Annotated in this window: 17 protein-coding genes; 6 read left to right on the top strand and 11 right to left on the bottom strand. The window is 53.8% G+C overall.

The annotated features are described in order from the left end of the window. The first annotated feature begins 37 nt into the window (after positions 1-37). The 4 genes from ROR01S_RS20695 to ROR01S_RS20680 all read left to right on the top strand — a co-directional run bounded on the left by ROR01S_RS20695 (position 38) and on the right by ROR01S_RS20680 (position 3647). Positions 38-1222, top strand: coding sequence for an MFS transporter (locus ROR01S_RS20695; RefSeq protein WP_064359844.1), 1185 nt, complete (start codon positions 38-40; stop codon positions 1220-1222). Continuing rightward, positions 1191-2150, top strand: coding sequence for an HTH-type transcriptional regulator YidZ (gene yidZ / locus ROR01S_RS20690; RefSeq protein ID WP_004869189.1), 960 nt, complete (start codon positions 1191-1193; stop codon positions 2148-2150). The genes ROR01S_RS20695 and yidZ overlap by 32 nt, the downstream gene beginning before the upstream one ends. A gap of 308 nt (positions 2151-2458) precedes the next feature. Next, on the top strand, positions 2459-3043 hold the full coding sequence (locus ROR01S_RS20685) for a 4'-phosphopantetheinyl transferase family protein (protein ID WP_463675789.1): 585 nt from the start codon (positions 2459-2461) through the stop codon (positions 3041-3043). 37 nt (positions 3044-3080) lie between these two features. Beyond that, the gene (locus ROR01S_RS20680) at positions 3081-3647 is read left to right on the top strand and encodes an NADPH-dependent FMN reductase (protein ID WP_004869193.1); all 567 of its coding nucleotides are present in this window, start codon (positions 3081-3083) and stop codon (positions 3645-3647) included. 46 nt (positions 3648-3693) lie between these two features. Here ROR01S_RS20680 and ROR01S_RS20675 read toward each other — a convergent pair whose 3' ends face one another. Then, complete coding sequence (locus ROR01S_RS20675) at positions 3694-5031, bottom strand: NCS2 family permease (RefSeq protein ID WP_004869195.1); 1338 nt, start codon at positions 5029-5031, stop codon at positions 3694-3696. Positions 5032-5199: 168 nt separating this feature from the next. Between ROR01S_RS20675 and yieH the strand changes: the two genes are divergently transcribed. Continuing rightward, entirely contained in the window at positions 5200-5865 is a 666-nt protein-coding gene (yieH, locus tag ROR01S_RS20670) for a 6-phosphogluconate phosphatase (RefSeq protein WP_064359843.1), read from the top strand. A 97-nt stretch (positions 5866-5962) separates the two neighbouring features. Here the strand turns inward: yieH and phoU are convergent, their stop codons facing one another. The 7 genes from phoU to glmU form a co-directional block, all read right to left on the bottom strand. Further along, positions 5963-6688 (bottom strand): phosphate signaling complex protein PhoU, encoded by a 726-nt coding sequence (phoU, locus tag ROR01S_RS20665; RefSeq protein ID WP_004869199.1) that lies wholly within the window; start codon positions 6686-6688, stop codon positions 5963-5965. 51 nt (positions 6689-6739) lie between these two features. Further along, positions 6740-7513: a phosphate ABC transporter ATP-binding protein PstB gene (pstB, locus tag ROR01S_RS20660; RefSeq protein WP_004869200.1), complete on the bottom strand. Its 774-nt coding sequence runs from the start codon at positions 7511-7513 to the stop codon at positions 6740-6742. Positions 7514-7558: 45 nt separating this feature from the next. Continuing rightward, a complete protein-coding gene (gene pstA / locus ROR01S_RS20655; RefSeq protein WP_004869202.1) occupies positions 7559-8449 on the bottom strand; it encodes a phosphate ABC transporter permease PstA in 891 nt (296 codons plus the stop codon). Next, positions 8449-9408, bottom strand: coding sequence for a phosphate ABC transporter permease PstC (gene pstC, locus ROR01S_RS20650; protein ID WP_004869204.1), 960 nt, complete (start codon positions 9406-9408; stop codon positions 8449-8451). The genes pstA and pstC overlap by 1 nt, the downstream gene beginning before the upstream one ends. A 125-nt stretch (positions 9409-9533) precedes the next feature. Further along, on the bottom strand, positions 9534-10574 hold the full coding sequence (pstS, locus tag ROR01S_RS20645) for a phosphate ABC transporter substrate-binding protein PstS (protein ID WP_064359842.1): 1041 nt from the start codon (positions 10572-10574) through the stop codon (positions 9534-9536). A 339-nt stretch (positions 10575-10913) separates the two neighbouring features. Beyond that, complete coding sequence (gene glmS / locus ROR01S_RS20640) at positions 10914-12743, bottom strand: glutamine--fructose-6-phosphate transaminase (isomerizing) (protein ID WP_004869213.1); 1830 nt, start codon at positions 12741-12743, stop codon at positions 10914-10916. A gap of 186 nt (positions 12744-12929) precedes the next feature. Next, positions 12930-14300, bottom strand: a complete 1371-nt coding sequence (gene glmU / locus ROR01S_RS20635; protein ID WP_004869214.1) for a bifunctional UDP-N-acetylglucosamine diphosphorylase/glucosamine-1-phosphate N-acetyltransferase GlmU — start codon at positions 14298-14300, stop codon at positions 12930-12932. Positions 14301-14645: 345 nt separating this feature from the next. Between glmU and ROR01S_RS20630 the strand changes: the two genes are divergently transcribed. Further along, positions 14646-16817, top strand: a complete 2172-nt coding sequence (locus ROR01S_RS20630) for a right-handed parallel beta-helix repeat-containing protein (RefSeq protein WP_032718449.1) — start codon at positions 14646-14648, stop codon at positions 16815-16817. Positions 16818-17223: 406 nt separating this feature from the next. On the opposite strand, the gene ROR01S_RS20625 is transcribed toward ROR01S_RS20630, so the two are convergent. Genes ROR01S_RS20625 through atpG form a run of 3 tightly spaced genes read right to left on the bottom strand, consistent with a single transcriptional unit; the run spans position 17224 to position 19936 of the window. Further along, positions 17224-17643 carry a F0F1 ATP synthase subunit epsilon gene (locus tag ROR01S_RS20625; RefSeq protein ID WP_004869216.1) on the bottom strand — a complete coding sequence of 140 codons (420 nt, stop codon included), beginning with the start codon at positions 17641-17643 and terminating at the stop codon, positions 17224-17226. Between the two features lie 20 nt (positions 17644-17663). Beyond that, positions 17664-19046: a F0F1 ATP synthase subunit beta gene (gene atpD, locus ROR01S_RS20620; protein ID WP_004869217.1), complete on the bottom strand. Its 1383-nt coding sequence runs from the start codon at positions 19044-19046 to the stop codon at positions 17664-17666. Positions 19047-19072: 26 nt separating this feature from the next. Beyond that, positions 19073-19936 (bottom strand): F0F1 ATP synthase subunit gamma, encoded by an 864-nt coding sequence (gene atpG, locus ROR01S_RS20615; protein ID WP_004869218.1) that lies wholly within the window; start codon positions 19934-19936, stop codon positions 19073-19075. Positions 19937-19965: the final 29 nt, after the last annotated feature.

Genomic DNA, 19965 nt, shown 5'->3' with positions numbered 1-19965 from the left:
CCATTACTCTGTACGCCTCTATTCTCGCGGGGGTTCTATGGCACGCTTTCTTATCTGCAGTTTTGCGCTGGTTTTACTCTATCCATCCGGCATCGATATGTATCTGGTTGGTTTGCCGCGTATTGCGCAGGACCTCGGCGCCAGCGAAGCACAGCTGCATATTGCATTCTCGGTTTACCTTGCGGGCATGGCCGCCGCGATGCTGTTTGCCGGCAGAGCAGCCGATAAATCCGGACGTAAGCCGGTCGCCATTTTCGGTTCGACGACATTTATTTTGGCCTCGCTGCTCTGCGCGCACGCGCAGAGCAGCGATCTCTTCCTGGTCGGGCGTTTTATTCAGGGCATCGGGGCGGGGAGCTGCTACGTCGTCGCCTTTGCCGTCCTGCGCGATACGCTCGACGATCGTCGTCGCGCCAGGGTGCTGTCGCTGTTAAATGGCATCACCTGCATTATCCCGGTCCTGGCTCCCGTTTTGGGCCACCTGATTATGCTGAAATACCCGTGGCAGAGCCTGTTCTACACCATGACCGGCATGGGGGTGATGGTCGGCCTGCTCTCGGTCTTTATGCTGCGGGAAACGCGGCCGGCAGCCCCTTCACCGACTCTTTCCGGGCAGAAAAATGCCACGGAATCACTGCTGAACCGCTTTTTCCTCAGCCGTATCGTCATTACTACCCTCAGCGTAACGGCGATCCTCACCTACGTTAACGTCTCCCCGGTATTGATGATGGAGGAGATGGGGTTCGATCGTGGACAATACTCGATGGCGATGGCCTTAATGGCGCTGGTCAGCATGACGGTGTCGTTCTCAACGCCCTTTGCGCTCACCCTGTTTAAACCGCGTACATTGATGCTGACGTCACAGGTGATGTTCTTTACGGCCGGGGCTTTGCTCTGCCTTGCCACCAGCCAGACGGTAACCATGCTGGGTCTGGCGCTCATTTGCGCAGGCTTCTCTGTGGGCTTTGGCGTTGCCATGAGCCAGGCCCTGGGGCCATTTACTCTGCGGGCTGGGGTTGCCAGTTCGGTACTGGGGATTGCTCAGGTTTGCGGCTCTTCACTGTGGATTTGGCTCGCTGCCATCATCGGGTTAAGTGCCATGAATATGCTGATCGGGATTCTCATTGCCTGTAGCATAGTGAGTATTGTTCTGATTCTGGCCGCTTCCTCTGTCCGGGCTGCGCAACATAATGAAGAAATCCCTGTCGAGTCTCGATCTTAATTTATTACTCTGTCTGCAGCTTCTGACCCAGGAGCTCAGCGTCACCCGCACGGCGAAGCGCATGAACGTTTCGCCGTCGGCGGTGAGTAAATCATTAGCTAAACTGCGCGCCTGGTTTGACGATCCGCTATTCGTCAAAACGCCGCTCGGTCTGTCGCCGACGCCATTGATGACCAGCATGGAGCAGGATCTGGCGGACTGGATGCAGATGGGCAATCAGATCCTCGATAAACCCCACCACATCATGCCGAGCGGTCTGAAGTTCGAACTGGCGGCGGAAACGCCGCTGCTGATGATTCTGTTTAATTCGCTGTCGCAGCAAATCTACCAGCGCTATCCCCAGGCGCTGATTCGCCTGCGCAACTGGGACTATGACTCGCTGGATGCGATCATTCGCGGTGAAGTCGATATCGGCTTTTGCGGACGTGAAACACATCCGCGTTCACGGGAGCAACTCAGCCAGCTGCCGTGGTATATCGATTTTGAAGTCCTGTTTACCGACCTGCCTCAGGTCTGGCTGCGCGCGGATCACCCGGCGCTCAACGAAGAGTGGAATCTGGAGACCTTTTTACGCTATCCGCATATCAATATCAGCTGGGAACAGAGTGATACCTGGGCGCTGGATGATGTTCTCCACGAGCTGGGGCATAAACGCACCGTTGCGTTAACCCTGCCGGGGTTTGAACAATCGCTGTTTATGGCCGCCCAGCCGAATCACACGATGCTGGCCACCGCGCCGCGTTATTGCCATCACTATAACCGGCAGCACCACCTGCCGCTGGTGTCGCGGCCGCTTCCGCTGGAGCCGCTATTGCTGGAAAAAACGCGGGTGCCCTTTACCCTGCTATGGCACAAACGCAACAGCGACAACCCGAAGATAGTCTGGCTCAGAGAAACGTTTAAGCGACTCTATGCGGACCCCCTCTGACGTGTTTTCTCCTGCCATCCCCGCCTGACTGCGCAAGAAATTGTAAAAATCGCGCAAATCCCTTTTCAAGGGGGGATTTCCGCATTAAAACCTATCAATACCAGGTAATAATAGACCCCCAACTTTTTCTCTGACCATTAATCACGGAGCGACGAATGGCAACGCATTTTGCAAGAGGGATACTCAGCACCAGGGAGCCGCTATCGACACGACTGTCCGCGGCCTGTCATCAATCCGCGCAGCGCCTGCCAGAATACCGACAGACCCGCTATCGCGCATCACGTTCGCTGCTCGCCGAACTGTTGTTTATGCTGTATGGCATTAGCGAGCTCCCCGAAATCATCAGCGAAGAGAACGGCAGACCCGTTTTTCGCGATCCCCACCTGCCGCGATTTTCCATTTCCTATGCCGGAAACATTGTCGGCGTGAGCCTGACGACGGAAGGCGATTGTGGGCTGGATATGGAGCTTCAGCACGCCTCGCGCGGCGTCCACCCGCTGCACGACGCCAACCGCTACGTGTTCAACAGCAATGAGAATTTATGGATTAACATCCAGCATGACCCTGACGAAGCGCGCGCCCAGCTGGTGGCGCTGCGCAGGAGCGTGCTGAAGTTGACCGGTGAAGCGCCCGTCCGTCTGCAGCTGCTACCCGGCGCGGGGCGACTACGGACCACCAACATGCAACCTGTTGAAGCCCTGTGCGATGCGGAACCGATACTGGTCTGGTCGATTGCCGCCACGCCGGCCATCGGCCAGCTTAAAGTCTGGGAATACAATTGTCAGGAAGGCTGGCGTAGCCTGCCGGACGCACAGATGCGAGCGAAGGAGCCCTCTGCCCGTCTGATGCGCTTTACCAGCCTGCCCACAGAAAAAGCACTCTCCCTCAACTGACCGGTCTGTCCGGCTATCATGATGCAAAGGAGCAATCATGTCTGATACGTTGAAAGTTGTTACGCTACTCGGAAGTCTGCGCAAGGGGTCTTTTAATGGCATGGTTGCGCGCACCCTGCCTGGCATTGCGCCGGCGGGCATGGAGATCTCCGCATTGCCATCGATTGGCGACATTCCGTTATATGACGCGGATATCCAGCAGGAAGACGGGTTTCCGCAAAGCGTGCAGGATATTGCACAACAGATTCGCGAAGCCGACGGCGTTGTTATCGTTACACCTGAATATAACTATTCCGTTCCCGGCGGCCTGAAAAACGCGATTGACTGGCTGTCGCGCCTGCCTGAACAACCGCTGTCCGGGAAACCGGTCCTGATTCAAACCAGCTCCATGGGCGCAATTGGCGGCGCACGCTGCCAGTATCACCTGCGTCAAATTCTGGTGTTCCTCGATGCGATGGTGATGAACAAGCCTGAGTTTATGGGCGGCGTGATTCAGAACAAGGTCGATCCGCAGTCGGGAGAGGTGGTCGATCAGAGCACGCTCGACCATCTGAGTGGACAGCTGAGCGCCTTTGCCGAGTATATTCAGCGAGTGAAAGCGTAAAAAAAAGCCCGGCAGCGCTGCCGGGCTTTCTTATAATGCTCGACGCTTAGTGCGCGTCGATAAACACGATTTTCAGCACGAACAGCAGCGAGACGATAATCACGCACGGGCTGAGATCGCGCAGACGACCGGTACCAATCTTCATCACGCAGTAAGAGATAAAGCCTAACGCAATCCCTTCGGTAATTGAGAAGCTGAACGGCATCATCACGGCGGTCACAAAGGCCGGCACCGCTTCCGTCAGGTCGTCCCACTTCACGCGCGACAGGCTGGATGTCATCAGTACGCCCACATAGATCAGCGCACCTGCTGCGGCATACGCCGGCACCATGCCCGCCAGCGGCGACAGGAAGATAACCAGCAGGAACAGAATCCCCACGACCACCGCCGTCAGACCGGTACGCCCGCCCACGGAAACACCGGAGGAGGATTCGATATAGGCGGTCACAGAAGAGGTGCCGATAAAGGAACCGGCCACCGATGAGATACTGTCGACAAACAGCGCCTGTTTCATCCGCGGGAATTTGCCTTTTTCATCGGCCAGACCGGCTTTATCAGTCACGCCGATCAAGGTTCCAGAGGAGTCGAACAGGTTCACCAGCATAAAGGAGAAGATGATACCCGCCAGACCGAGATTAAATGAGCCAGCCAAATCAACATGGCCAATCACCGACGTAATGCTCGGTGGAGCGGAAACAATACCGGTGTAGTGGACATCACCCAGAATCCAGCCCAGCAGCGTCGTGACGATGATGGAGACCAGCACCGCAGCATGAATGTTACGGGAGGCGAGAATAGCGATAATAAAGAAGCCGAGAATCCCCAGCAGCACGCTGTGGGAGGTCAGGTTACCGATGCTCACCAGCGTGTCTTTGTTTGCGACAATCACGCCGGCATTTTTCAGCCCCATCATGCCGATAAACAACCCGATACCGCTGGTGATCCCCACCCGCAGGCTGACGGGAATATTGGCAATCATCCAGTAACGTACGCGGAAAATAGTCAGCAGCAGCAGACCAACGGCGCCCCAGAAGATAGCGCCCATCCCCACCTGCCACGGCAGCCCCATCGCCTGGACGACGACAAAGGCGAAGAAGGCATTCAGCCCCATTGCCGGCGCCAGCGCAACCGGCAGGTTAGCAAACAGCCCCATCAAAATACTACCGAAGGCGGCGATCAGACAGGTCGTCACAAAGACAGCGCTGGTATCCATACCCGCTACGCCAAGAATTTGTGGGTTAACGAAAACAATGTAGACCATTGTCAAAAAGGTGGTGAAACCTGCTATCGCTTCGGTACGTGCCGTCGTGCCGTGTTCACGTAGTTTGAATACGCGCTCCAGCAGACCCTGGCCAGAAGACTGGCTGGTTTGTTGTTGACTCATTATCGGTTTCCGAACAAAAGGAGGGAAAATTCGTCGCTATCCTATACCAAAATGCGACACCGGGGGCAGTTGTATGGTAATTTTTTTCATTGAATTTGCTTATACGGCAACGATTGCGTCTTGTGAATAGGCAGGACGAAAACGTTAACTTGTTAAAATGGAAACGGCATGTCCCAAATAGAAGCCCTGTTTTTCGACTGCGACGGCACGCTGGTCGACAGCGAAGTGATCTGTTCCCGCGCCTATGTTCACATGTTCAAAGCGTTCGGCATTACGCTGGATTTAGACGAGATTTTTAAGCGTTTCAGAGGCGTAAAGCTCTACGAAATCATTGATACCATCAACCAGGAGCACGGCGTTAATCTACAAAAACCAGAGCTCGAACCTCTCTACCGTGCCGAAGTCGCACGCCTGTTTGATTCTGAACTGGAAGCGATTGCCGGAGCGGAAACGCTGCTGGATACGATCAGCGTGCCGATGTGCGTGGTCTCTAACGGCCCGGTCAGTAAAATGCAGCACTCGCTGGGAAGAACCGGCATGTTGCGCCATTTTCCCGACCGACTGTACAGCGGTTACGATATTCAGCGCTGGAAACCCGATCCGGCACTGATGTTCCATGCAGCAAAGGCGATGAACGTTAACGTCGAAAACTGCATTCTGGTGGATGATTCCAGTGCAGGCGCTCAGTCCGGGATTGAGGCAGGAATGGAGGTGTTTTACTTCTGCGCCGATCCGCACAACAAACCGATCGATCATCCAAAAGTGACGACCTTTACTGATTTGGCACAGCTGCCTGCGCTGTGGAAAGCCCGTGGATGGCATATTACGCGTTAATGAAAAAAGCCGGATAGCGCGAGCGCGTATCCGGCCTCCAGGATCCGGGGTTTTGTCGACCCGGTAAGCGTAGCGCCTGCGGGTATTTTACGGCGGATCACTCTTTCGGATCTTTACCCGCCAGCAGCTTATCCAGCTCGTCGCCGCCAACGTGGCGGAAATCCTGACCTTTAACGAAGTAGAAAATATATTCGCAAATATTCTGGCAGCGGTCGCCGATACGCTCGATTGAACGGGCGCAGAACAGCGCGGTCAGCACGCTTGGAATCGTACGTGAATCTTCCATCATATAGGTCATCAGCTGACGCACGATGCCCTCATATTCCTGATCCACCTTCTTATCTTCGCGATAGATACGCACCGCTTCGTCGAGATCCATGCGAGCGAAGGCATCCAGCACGTCATGCAGCATCTGCACGGTATGACGCCCCAGCGATTCCAGGCTCACCAGCAGCGGCTGGTGCTGCTGGGAGAACTTCTCCAGCGCGGTGCGGCAAATTTTATCCGCCACATCACCGATACGTTCCAGCTCGGCGATAGTCTTGATAATCGCCATGACTAAACGCAGATCGCTGGCGGTTGGCTGACGCTTGGCGATGATGCGCACGCAGGCTTCATCAATGGCCACTTCCATCATGTTGACCTGCTTATCGCCGTCAATCACGCGTTTTGCCAGATCGCTGTCCTGATTGTGCATCGCGGTGATCGCATCAGACAGCTGCTGTTCCACCAGCCCACCCATGGTCAACACCTGAGTGCGGATATACTCCAGTTCTGCATTGAACTGGCCAGAAATATGTTTGTTAAGATTTAGGTTGTCCATGGTGTCTCCTGAATGCCCAACGGGTTAGATCCTGTGAAAGCAGAAGGGCAATCAACCGTAGCGGCCAGTAATATAATCTTCAGTTTGTTTCTTCGCGGGCTTCGTAAACAGATCGTCCGTGTTACTGAATTCAATCAGCTCGCCAAGATACATAAATGCCGTATGGTCTGAACAACGCGCAGCCTGCTGCATGTTGTGGGTAACAATAACGACGGTGTAGTCCTGTTTCAGTTCGGTGATCAGCTCTTCAATGCGCCCGGTGGAGATCGGGTCCAGCGCTGAACACGGTTCATCCAGTAACAGCACTTCCGGACGAATCGCGATACCGCGCGCGATGCACAGACGCTGCTGCTGACCGCCGGAGAGAGAATATCCGCTCTGATGCAGTTTATCTTTGGTTTCGTTCCATAATGCGGCTTTGGTCAAGGCCCACTGCACGCGCTCATCCATATCGGCACGCGACAGCTTTTCAAACAGGCGAACGCCAAAGGCAATATTGTCATAAATCGACATCGGGAACGGCGTCGGCTTCTGGAAAACCATGCCGACTTTGGCACGCAGCAGAGCGATATCCTGAGTATTGGTCAGAATATTATCGCCATCCAGCAGGATTTCGCCTTCCGCGCGCTGCTCCGGGTAGAGCTCGAACATTTTGTTGAACGTCCGCAGCAGGGTCGATTTACCGCAGCCTGACGGGCCGATAAACGCCGTAACCTGGTTTTTGGTGATATCCAGGTTGATATTTTTCAGGGCATGGAATTTTCCGTAGTAGAAGTTCAGGTTACGAACTGAAAGTTTACCCGGGGTCGCATTCGCCATACTCATCAATCTCTTCCTCATTCGGCGCCGCATTTCGCCGCGCCGCAAAAATTAACCGTGTTTATTCTTCGCGAAAACCACGCGCGCCAGAATGTTCAGCAGCAATACGCACAGGGTGATAAGCAGTACCCCGGCCCATGCCAGTTGCTGCCACTCCGCGAACGGACTCATGGCAAATTTGAAAATAGTCACCGGCAGGTTGGCAATCGGCTGCATCATATCGGTGCTCCAGAACTGGTTGGAGAGCGCGGTGAACAGCAGCGGCGCCGTTTCCCCGGCGATACGCGCGATAGCCAGCAGGATCCCCGTCATGATGCCGGACACCGAGGCCTTCAGCGTGATCGCAGAAATCATTTTCCACTTCGGCGTGCCCAGCGCATAGGCCGCCTCACGCAGGCTGTCCGGCACCAGTTTCAGCATATTCTCGGTAGTACGAATCACGATAGGCACCTGCAGCAACGCCAGGGCGATAACCCCAGCCCAGCCGGAAAAGTGCTGCATCTGTGCAACCACGATGGTATAGACGAACAGACCCACGACGATGGATGGCGCGGAAAGCAGGATATCGTTAATAAACCGAATCACTTCCGCCAGCGCGGACTTACGCCCGTATTCCGCCAGATAGATACCCGCCATAATGCCCAGCGGCGTACCGAAAACCGTCGACCACAGGATCAGCAGGCCGCTGCCCGCCAGGGCATTCGCCAGACCACCGCCCGCGGTGTTCGGCGGCGGCGTCATTTCGGTAAACAGCGCCAGACTCATGCCATCGATACCGCGGGTAACGGTGGACATCAGGATCCAGATAAGCCAGAACAACCCGAAGACCATGGTTCCCATTGACAGGGTCAGGGCAATACGGTTTTTCAGCCGGCGTTTAGCCTGCATCTTACGACGGGATTCAGCCAGCTCGGTGCTGGTTTGCAATTCAATCGTGGCCATTAGCGCGCCCCCTCACTCTTCGCCAGACGCATCACCATAAACTTCGATGCGGCCAGAACAATAAAGGTAATCACAAACAGAATCAGCCCCAGCTCCATCAGCGCCGCCACGTGCAGCCCGGTTTCCGCTTCGGCAAACTCATTCGCCAGAGCGGAAGTAATACTGTTCCCCGGCATATACAGTGAAACGCTATCCAGCTGGTAAGTGTTGCCGATAATGAAGGTCACCGCCATGGTTTCCCCCAGCGCGCGCCCCAGACCGAGCATCACGCCGCCGATAACCCCGTTCTTGGTAAAGGGCAGGACGATACGCCAGATGACCTCCCAGGTCGTACAGCCGATACCGTAGGCCGACTCTTTCATCATCACCGGCGTTTGTTCAAACACATCGCGCATGACGGCGGCGATGTACGGAATAATCATGATGGCCAGAATGACGCCCGCCGCCAGAATACCGATACCAAATGCCGGACCGGCAAACAGCGCTCCCACAAACGGGATCGTCGACAGGACGTTGCCTACCGGTTCCTGGAAGTAGGTGGCAAACAGCGGAGCAAAGATAAACAGGCCCCACATGCCGTAAACGATACTCGGAATGGCCGCCAGCAGTTCAATGGCGATGCCAAGAGGACGTTTCAGCCAGGCAGGAGAGAGCTCCGTCAGGAACAGTGCGATACCAAAGCTCACCGGAACGGCGATCAGCAGCGCTATAAATGAGGTCACCAGCGTCCCGTATATCGGCACCAGCGCACCGAAAATTTCGTTGGGCGCATCCCACTCTTTGGTCCACAAAAAGGAAAAACCAAACTTCTGAATGCTTGGCCATGAAGAGATGATGAGGGAAACGATGATGCCGCCCAGCATCAATAGCACAATCAGCGCCGCCAGTTTGACCAGCACGCCGAAAATTATGTCACCCTTTTTCCCCGGAGGGTTAAATGCCGGCTTGGTTGCAGCCATAGATTACTCTTTCTGTTTGGGCCTGGAAGCGCGCATTTTACCGTGCCTCCAGGCTAACGTAATGCTATACCCTAAATAATTCGAGTTGCAGCCAACGCAGCTGCGGCTCGAAGTATGACGGGTATTTAGTACAGCGCTTTACCGCTGCTGTCTTTCACGTTGGTTTTCCATGCAGCACGAACCTGCTCAACCACGCTTTCCGGCAGCGTTGCGTAATCCAGCGCGTTGGCTTCTTTACTGCCATTTTTATACGCCCAATCGAAGAACTTCAGCACTTCAGCAGTCTGTTCTGGCTTGTTCGTAGATTTGTGTACCAGGATAAAGGTGGTTGAGGTGATCGGCCATGCATTCTCACCTTTCTGGTTAGTCAGATCCTGTGCGAAGGATTTGCTCCAGTCGATACCTTTAGCCGCGTTAGCGAAGTTATCTTCCGTCGGGCTGACCGGCTTGCCATCTGCGGAAAGCAGTTTGGTGTAAGCCAGGTTGTTCTGCTTCGCATAGGCGTATTCTACGTAGCCAATGGAGCCCGGCAGACGTTGAACGAAAGCGGCGATACCGTCGTTACCTTTACCGCCCAGACCGGTCGGCCAGTTAACGGTAGAACCCGCGCCAATCTTAGATTTCCACTCTTCGTTCACTTTCGCCAGGTAGCTGGTGAACACGAAGGAAGTGCCGGAACCATCGGCGCGACGAACCACGGCGATATTCTGAGACGGCAACTTCATACCCGGGTTGAGTTTAGCGATCGCTTCGTCATCCCACTTTTTAATTTTGCCCAGGTAGATATCACCCAGAGTTTTACCGTCCAGAACCAGCTCACCCGACTTCACGCCAGGCAGGTTGATTGCCAGAACCACACCGCCGATAACGGTCGGGAACTGGAACAGGCCTTCCTGAGCCAGTTTGTCATCAGCCAGAGGAGCATCAGAAGCACCGAAATCAACGGTGTTAGCAATAATTTGTTTGACACCACCGGAAGAGCCAATGCCCTGGTAGTTCACTTTATTGCCGGTTTCTTTCTGATAGGTATCAGCCCATTTGGCATACACCGGTGCAGGGAAAGTTGCGCCCGCGCCAGTCAGGCTTGCAGCTGCAAATGCAGAGAAAGCGCTCATCGATAAGGTCGCGGCGACAACTGTTGCGACGGTGGTACGCATAACGTTCATAATGTCTCCTGCTGGATTCGTAAATCGTTGTTTCGAGGCTATGGTGAGCAAAATAGGACAAAGAGGTGACAGTAAAATGTACGAATTATTACAGTTTTATGACACCCAAAAAGATAGCGGACTGGAGAAAATAAAAACAATATAAATCATAATGTTAATTATTTAAGTGACCGTAAGATTGCAGAAAAATTTTCTTTTTATGACACTTAAAATCGTAGTCGAAGATGACGGTTTGTCATAAACCCGCGCAGCAGCATTTTTCAGCAGAGCGCTGAAAAACAATCGCGGGAAATAAAAAAGGGCCGCCGGATGGCAGCCCTTTGTCTGATGCGTGTTGGCTTATTCTACGGTGACCGATTTTGCCAGGTTACGCGGCTGGTCAACGTCAGTGCCTTTAATCAGCGCAACGTGATAGGCCAGCAGCTGCAGTGGCACGGTGTAGAAGATCGGCGCAATGACCTCTTCAACATGCGGCATTTCAATAATGTGCATATTGTCGCTGCTGCTAAAACCCGCCTCGCCATCGGCGAAGACATACAGCTGGCCGCCACGCGCGCGAACTTCTTCAATGTTGGATTTCAGCTTCTCCAGCAATTCGTTATTCGGCGCCACGACGATCACCGGCATTTCGGCGTCAATCAGGGCCAGAGGGCCGTGCTTCAGCTCACCGGCCGCGTAGGCTTCCGCGTGGATATAAGAGATCTCTTTGAGCTTCAGCGCCCCTTCCAGCGCGATCGGATACTGATCGCCACGGCCAAGGAACAGCGCATGGTGCTTATCGGAGAAGTTCTCGGCCAGCGCCTCAATACGCTTATCCTGCGACAGCATCTGCTCAATACGGTTCGGCAACGCCTGCAGCCCATGAACGATATCATGCTCAACGGCGGCATCCAGACCTTTAAGGCGCGCCAGTTTTGCCACCAGCAGCAGCAATACGGTCAGCTGAGTGGTAAAGGCTTTGGTCGAGGCCACGCCGATCTCAGTGCCCGCTTTGGTCATCAGAGCCAAATCGGACTCGCGGACCAGAGAAGAACTCGCCACGTTACAAATAGCCAGCGATCCGAGGTAGCCCAGCTCTTTTGACAGACGCAGCGCGGCCAGCGTATCCGCGGTCTCACCGGACTGGGAAAGCGTGATCATCAGACTGTTGCGACGCACCGCCGATTTGCGATAGCGGAATTCAGAGGCGATTTCAACATCGCACGGCACGCCCGCCAGCGCTTCAAACCAGTAGCGAGAAACCATGCCAGAGTTATACGAAGTGCCACAGGCTACGATCTGGATATGTTCAACCTGAGACAGCATTTCGTTAGCATGCGTGCCCAGCTCGCTGAGATCCACTTCGCCATGGCTGATGCGCCCGGAGAGGGTGTTTTTGATCGCATTCGGCTGTTCGTAAATCTCTTTTTGCATGTAGTGGCGGTAAGTGCCTTTGTCGCCTGCGTCGTACTGCAGATTAGATTCGATCTCCTGACGTTTCACCTGCGCGCCTTTGGTATCAAATACGGTCACATTGCGGCGAGTCACTTCCGCGATATCGCCTTCTTCCAGGAAGATAAAGCGACGGGTAACCGGCAGCAGAGCCAGCTGATCGGAGGCAATAAAGTTTTCCCCCATACCCAGACCGATAACCATCGGGCTACCGGAACGCGCTGCCAGCAGCGTGGACGGATCGCGGGAATCCATGATCACCGTACCGTAGGCACCGCGAAGCTGAGGAATGGCTCGCAGTACCGCTTCACGCAGCGTGCCGCCCTGCTCCAGCTCCCAGTGCACCAGGTGAGCAATCACTTCGGTGTCAGTTTCAGAGACGAAGGTGTAACCGCGCGCTTTCAGCTCTTCGCGCAGCGGCTCGTGGTTTTCGATGATGCCGTTATGGACCACCACAATGTGTTCAGAAACATGCGGATGCGCGTTACCTTCAGACGGCTCACCGTGCGTTGCCCAGCGGGTATGGGCAATCCCCGTACCACCGTGTAACGGGTGCTCTTCTACCGCCTGAGCCAGCATCTGGACTTTACCGAGACGACGAACGCGGGACATATGCCCTGCGTTATCAACCACTGCCAGACCGGCAGAGTCATATCCACGGTATTCCAGACGACGTAGACCTTCGAGAAGGATTTCAGCAATATCACGCTGCGCGACTGCGCCAACAATTCCACACATAGTTAAATTTCCTGATAATGGCGTTATGCCATGCGTTGTCGCTGACCTGTATTTGCCCGCGTTACGGGCGCCCCGAGCCTTGTAGAGAGTGGGGTTATTTTTATGGTACTGCCTGCGGACGGGGACCTATATTGATCCTCTCATCCTGGTTCGCCGGGCGGTTTCCCCCCGGCGATAAGCCAAAAATTACTTCTTCTTCACCGGACGCTGCCAGCCCTGTTTATGGACCTGCGGCACACGGCTTAAAACCAGTTCGTTGTCGGCGATATCGCGCGTGACCGTCGTACCGGCGGCAATCGTGACGCCTTTACCCACGGTCACCGGCGCCACCAGCTGAGTGTCGGAACCGACAAACACATCATCGCCAATAATGGTTTTGAATTTATTTGCGCCATCGTAGTTACAGGTAATGGTACCGGCGCCGATGTTCACGTTGTCGCCGATTTCCGCGTCGCCGAGGTAGGAGAGATGCCCTGCCTTCGAACCTTTACCCAGTCGCGCTTTTTTCATTTCTACGAAGTTGCCGACATGCGCACCTTCCAGCAGTTCGGCGCCTGGCCGCAGACGTGCGAACGGCCCGATGGTGCAGGCGGCCTGCAGATGAGCATCTTCCACCACCGAGTACGGGCTGATCTCACAATCATCGCCAATGGTGCTGTTCTTGATCACGCAGCCGGCGCCGATCTTCACGCGCTCACCCAGAACCACGTTGCCTTCGAGGATAACGTTAGTATCAATCTCCACATCACGCCCATGTTTCAGGGTACCACGGAGATCAAAACGCGCAGGATCGCGCAGCATCACGCCCGCCAGCAGCAGTTTTTCCGCCTGCTCGGCTTGATAAACGCGCTCCAGACGCGACAGCTGCAGGCGGTTGTTTACCCCTTCAACTTCGCTTAAGCGCTGCGGATGAACGGCAACGATTTCACGCCCTTCCTGATACGCCATGGCGATAATATCGGTGATGTAGTATTCGCCCTGCACATTGTTGTTCGTCAGCTTCGCCAGCCAGCGTTTTAAATCCGCCCCACCAGCGATCAAAATACCGGTGTTAATTTCCTGAATCTGACGCTGCGCATCGCTGGCATCTTTATGCTCCACGATGCCGGTTACCTGACCGTTTTCACGCGTAATGCGACCATATCCGCTCGGATCGTCCAGCTTTACCGTCAGCAGGCCAATGCCGCCCTGCGGCTTCGCCGCGCGCAGGCGTTGTAGCGTATCAACGGAAATCAGCGGAACATCGCCGTACAGCATCATGATGTCTTCATCATCATGGAAGAACGGCGCCGCCTGTTGCATGGCATGGCCGGTACCGAGCTGTTCAGCTTGTAAGACCCAGTTAAGATTATCTTCATGCAGCGTCTGGCGCAGCAAATCGCCACCGTGCCCGTACACCAGATGTACGGCCGAAGCACCGAGATCTTTAGTCGCATCAATAACATGTTGCACCATTGGCTTCCCGGCCAGGGAGTGCAGCACCTTAGGAAGATCGGAATACATGCGGGTCCCTTTGCCTGCGGCAAGGATAACCACGCTCATCGCACTGTTTGACATACGCATCCTGACAACAATTAGAACGAAAAGTAAAAGCCTTTCACGTTGAAATATCTACATATTTTTCATCATGAAACGAGACGAGGATAAAACGCTCAGGCTCAACGATATACACCATTTTATGGTGCTATTTTTCACCGCTGTAAATGAGTTTATCTCCTGAAAAAGCGCATAAGGGAGATAAATCCCTGCTATCCCACTGCTTTTCCTGTTTTTTTGACACCTGAATAAAGCAAATCAATAAAATAAAACATAGTTTCAATATTCATTAATTGTGACGCATCAAATAGAAACGCCATTTCATTATTATGATAATACTGCTCAATAATTACCCAGGAGACAAAAATGAATAAAAAAATACCTTTGGCATTAGCCCTTTGCAGCACAATTATCGCATTACCGCTGCAGGCTGACGAGCAGCATGTCTGGCGAGGCATCGCTTTTGGTCAATCAACTGACGTGAATTTTTCCTCCAACGTGCTGCCGGAAAAGATCGGCGTTAACGACGTAACGATAGCAGGCAAAAAACTGGCTCCGCAGGATACTGCCAACCTCCAGGCCCCCATCACCATTGAGAGCCGCGGCGGAAAAATAGCCAATTCGCACGACGGTTTGACCTTCTTTTATACCGAACTACCGGCCCGACAGAATTTCATCCTGCAGGCCACGGTGACGGTGGATCAATTTGGTCCAGAAAATGGCGCCCTTCCGGCTGCACAGGAGGGCGCCGGGCTGCTGGTACGCGATATCATCGGCCATCCGCGGCAGCAGCCTTTGGTGGTTGGCTACGAAGAGTTTCCGGCGGCATCCAATATGGTCATGAACGCGATTATGACCCAGGATAAAAAAGATCGCTCGCACGTCAAACTCCAGGCCATCACCCGGGAAGGGATCGCGCAACCGTGGGGAAACGCAGGTTCGACTATCAACCGGCTGAGTTATAAAGAGAATATCGATCTTAAACAGACACCGGACTTCCAGCTCAGACTCGAACGAACCAACGAAGGATTTGTAACATCATGGGCGCCAGTCGGCAGCGATAAGTGGGTGAGCCAAAAAGTGCCTCATGCCGATCTGATCACCCAACAGGATAAAGATAGCTACTACGTTGGCTTTTTTGCCTCTCGTAACGCCAAAATCACCGTCAGCCATGCATCTCTGGTGACATCCCCGGCGAATACCGTTGCTTCACAGCCCTATGTTGCCAAAACCTGGCCGGTTGTGATGCAAATCGCCTCAGGCGCAGTAAGCCAGAGCGCAGATTACGTATTGCAGGCCCGGGCCAGTAGCGACGGTAACTTCACGGTTCGTCAGGATGAGGTGACGATTGGGATGAATAAAAAGGTCAAGGCCGGTGAGATGTTTACTCAACCCGCGACGCTCAAAGAGAAAAGTACCTTTGAGATTGTTTTTACACCCACCAGCAGCCAAAAACCCATCACACAAAGCCTGACGGTTGAACGCAGCCACCGCATTGAAGGGAGTACGCTACATGTCTCCCCTGAGGGGCTGTCTGACGCGAAAGGGACGCTTGATTCTCCGCTCGATCTCTCCACCGCGGTCGATTTGTTGCCTCCGGGCGGAAAGATTATCTTAGCCGCCGGGGATTATCCGCAAACGGTGATTCCGCTACAGGCCAGCGGGCTCAGAGAAAAGGTAAAAACGCTGCAGGCCGACGACAAGGCGGTTATTCATGGCCTGCTGCTGGATGCAAGCTACTGGCATATCAAGGGTATCTCAATAACAGACAAGAGCCTGCGCATACAGGGCAGCCATAACCTGATCGAGAACGTCACCGCCTACAAAAACGAGGATACCGGGATCCAGATCTCCTCCCCGGACAAAACCGATCGCCCGCTATGGGCCAGCTACAACCGGGTCGTGAACTCAGAATCCTACGGCAATGAGGATCCCGGTAAGATTAACGCCGATGGTTTCGCCGTAAAAATGCGGGTAGGGGAAGGTAATCGCCTGGAAGGCTGCTACTCACACGACAATATCGATGACGGATTCGACCTGTTTAACAAAATCGAAGACGGTGCCAATGGCGTTGTGGTGATCGAGAATTCAATTGCCCGCAATAACACCAGTAACGGTTTTAAACTCGGTGGGGAAGGGCAGCCGGTTGCCCACGAAATACGTAACAGCATTGCTATCGGTAACCATCTGGACGGGTTCACTGATAATTTCAATCCCGGCAAGCTGGTGGTGGTCAATAACGTCGCGGTAGATAACCAGCGCTTTAACTATCTCTTCCGCCCCAGCCCATACGGTAAGCCAGAGACTCAAGGCAACTTCAGCGACAATCTGTCGCTGCGCAGCCAGCCCGGAAAATATGATGATGCCGTTGTCGGGAATATTGAAGATAACAACTACTTTATTCGCGGGGGAAAAAGCGTCAATGCAGAGGGGAAAACCATTCTGAGCACCGATTATCAAACCCTGGCGCTACCGGATCCGCTGCTGCGTCATGCCGATGGCAGTTTTGCTACCGGAGACTTTCTCAACCGTAGATAGCAATATCCGGCTGAGAAAAACACAAAGGCCGCCCTCGGGCGACCTTTTTTGTTCTGCTTCGCACCGCAGGTGTTGTCGTTTTCGTTAGCGGTACAGCGCAAATGCAGAGAGGCTGGCGACTTAGTGATTGAAGGTACCGAAAGTGACGTTCATAGCACTGAAGAAAGCGATGATTTTGTTAAGCAGTTTCATGATGACTTCCTGGATAAAGAATGTGTTCTGGTAAATTTGTTTTGTGATTTACATCACAAAAACAAGTCTACGCTTCATTTTTTAACCGATCAACAAAAATGAGACGCTCATCACAAAAAATTAAAATGCCATTTTAGTTTTGATAAATTTGAAACGAAGCCATAAAAAAAGCCAGCCTGGAAACCAGACTGGCTTTTTAACTTTCAAGCCGGTGTTACATCGCTTTTTTGGTCAACTCGATAACGCGCAGTTTGGCGATCGCTTTGGCCAGTTCCGCGGACGCCTGAGCGTAATCCACGTCGCCGTGAGAGCTGTTAATGTGCTCTTCCGCTTTACGCTTCGATTCCAGGGCTCGCGCTTCGTCGAGATCCTGGCCACGAATTGCCGTATCAGCCAGAACGGTCACGCTACCAGGCTGCACTTCAAGAATGCCGCCAGACAGATAGATAAACTCTTCATGACCGTGCTGTTTAACGATGCGAATCATACCAGGCTTAATGGCGGTGAGCAGCGGTGCGTGACCCGGGTAAATACCCAGTTCACCTTCACTACCCGTTACCTGGATTTTTTCGACCAGACCGGAGAACATTTGCTGCTCCGCGCTGACGACGTCCAGGTGGTAAGTCATTGCCATATCACCCTCCGATTAAGGCGTTAAAGTTTTTTGGCTTTTTCCACGGCTTCGTCGATAGAACCGACCATGTAGAACGCCTGCTCTGGCAGGTGATCGTATTCGCCTTCCATGATGCCTTTAAAGCCACGGATGGTGTCTTTCAGGGAGACATACTTGCCCGGAGAACCGGTAAATACTTCTGCCACGAAGAACGGCTGGGACAGGAAGCGCTGAATCTTACGTGCGCGAGCTACCACCAGTTTGTCTTCTTCAGACAGTTCATCCATACCGAGGATGGCGATGATGTCTTTCAGTTCCTGATAACGTTGCAGCAGGGACTGTACGCCACGTGCGGTGTCGTAGTGCTCCTGACCCACAACCAGCGGATCCAGCTGACGGCTGGTGGAGTCCAGCGGGTCAACGGCCGGGTAGATACCCAGAGACGCGATCTGACGGCTCAGTACCACGGTTGCATCAAGGTGAGCAAAGGTGGTGGCTGGTGACGGGTCAGTCAAGTCATCCGCAGGGACGTATACGGCCTGTACGGAAGTGATAGAACCGGTTTTGGTGGAGGTGATACGTTCCTGCAGAACACCCATCTCTTCCGCCAGGGTCGGCTGATAACCTACCGCTGAAGGCATACGACCCAGCAGTGCGGATACTTCAGTACCGGCCAGGGTATAACGATAGATGTTATCGACGAACAGCAGAACGTCACGACCTTCGTCACGGAATTTCTCAGCCATGGTCAGGCCGGTCAGAGCAACGCGCAGACGGTTTCCCGGCGGCTCGTTCATCTGGCCATAAACCAGGGATACTTTATCCAGAACGTTGGAGTCGGTCATTTCGTGGTAGAAGTCGTTACCCTCACGAGTACGTTCACCTACGCCCGCAAACACGGAGTAACCGGAGTGCTCGATCGCGATGTTACGGATCAGCTCCATCATGTTTACGGTTTTACCTACACCCGCACCACCGAACAGACCAACTTTACCGCCCTTAGCGAACGGACACATCAGGTCGATAACTTTGATGCCGGTTTCCAGCAGTTCCTGAGAGCTGGACAGCTCCTCATAGGACGGAGCTGCACGGTGAATAGCCCAACGCTCTTCTTCGCCGATGTCGCCTTTCATATCGATCGGCTGACCCAGCACGTTCATGATACGACCCAGCGTTGCTTTACCAACCGGGACTTCGATCGGGTGCTCAAGGTCTTTAACTTCCAGACCACGACGCAGACCGTCGGAAGAACCCATGGCGATAGCACGTACGATACCACCGCCGAGCTGCTGCTGAACTTCCAGCACCAGGCTCTCATTACCATTCTGTACCTCAAGAGCATCGTACACGCGCGGTACGGCATCCTGAGGGAATTCGACGTCAACCACGGCGCCGATTACCTGGACAATTTTTCCAGTAGCCATCTTGAATCCTCTACGAATTAACCTGGTTATACCGCGGATGCACCACCGACGATCTCGGTGAGTTCCTGAGTAATGCTGGCCTGACGAGCTTTGTTGTATACCAACTGCAGCTCTTTAATCAGGCTGCCGCCATTATCGGTTGCGGCTTTCATCGCCACCATACGTGCGGCCTGCTCGCTGGCCAGGTTTTCTACCACGCCCTGATAAACCTGGGACTCGACATAACGACGCAGGAGGGTATCCAGCAGCGCTTTCGGGTCTGGCTCATACAGATAATCCCAGGATTTACGCTTCAGCTCAGCATCTTCTGATGCCGGTAACGGCAGCAGCTGAGTGATGGTCGGAGTCTGGGACATGGTATTAATAAATTTGTTGCTGACAACGTACAGCTTGTCCAGACGGCCTTCATCATAGGCCTGCAACATCACTTTTACCGGGCCGATCAGTTCGGACAGCGATGGGTTATCCCCCATGCCAGTCACCTGGGCGACAATATTGCCACCGACGGAACTAAAGAAAGATACGCCTTTAGAGCCGATCATTGCGATGTCGCACTGAACGCCTTTATCGGACCATACTTTCATATCTGCCAGCACTTTCTTGAACAGGTTAATGTTCAAGCCGCCGCACAGACCACGGTCGGTCGACACCACCAGGTAGCCCACGCGTTTAACGTCGCGTTCTTCCAGGTACGGGTGCTTATATTCCAGATTACCGTTTGCAAGGTGACCAATCACTTTGCGCATAGTATCTGCATAAGGACGGCTGGCCGCCATGCGCTCCTGCGATTTACGCATTTTGGAAGCGGCGACCATTTCCATCGCTTTAGTGATCTTTTGCGTGTTCTGGACGCTTGCGATCTTACTACGTATCTCTTTTGCGCCGGCCATGAACTTCTCCTCAATGCCTTGCGGCCTGC

Origin of the sequence: Klebsiella ornithinolytica NBRC 105727 = ATCC 31898 (assembly GCF_001598295.1) — a bacterium.
In the GTDB taxonomy this organism is placed as follows: Bacteria; Pseudomonadota; Gammaproteobacteria; order Enterobacterales; family Enterobacteriaceae; genus Klebsiella; species Klebsiella ornithinolytica.
The sequence above is the reverse complement of the archived record's forward strand: the minus strand, read 5'-3'. Positions and strand labels throughout refer to the sequence as shown.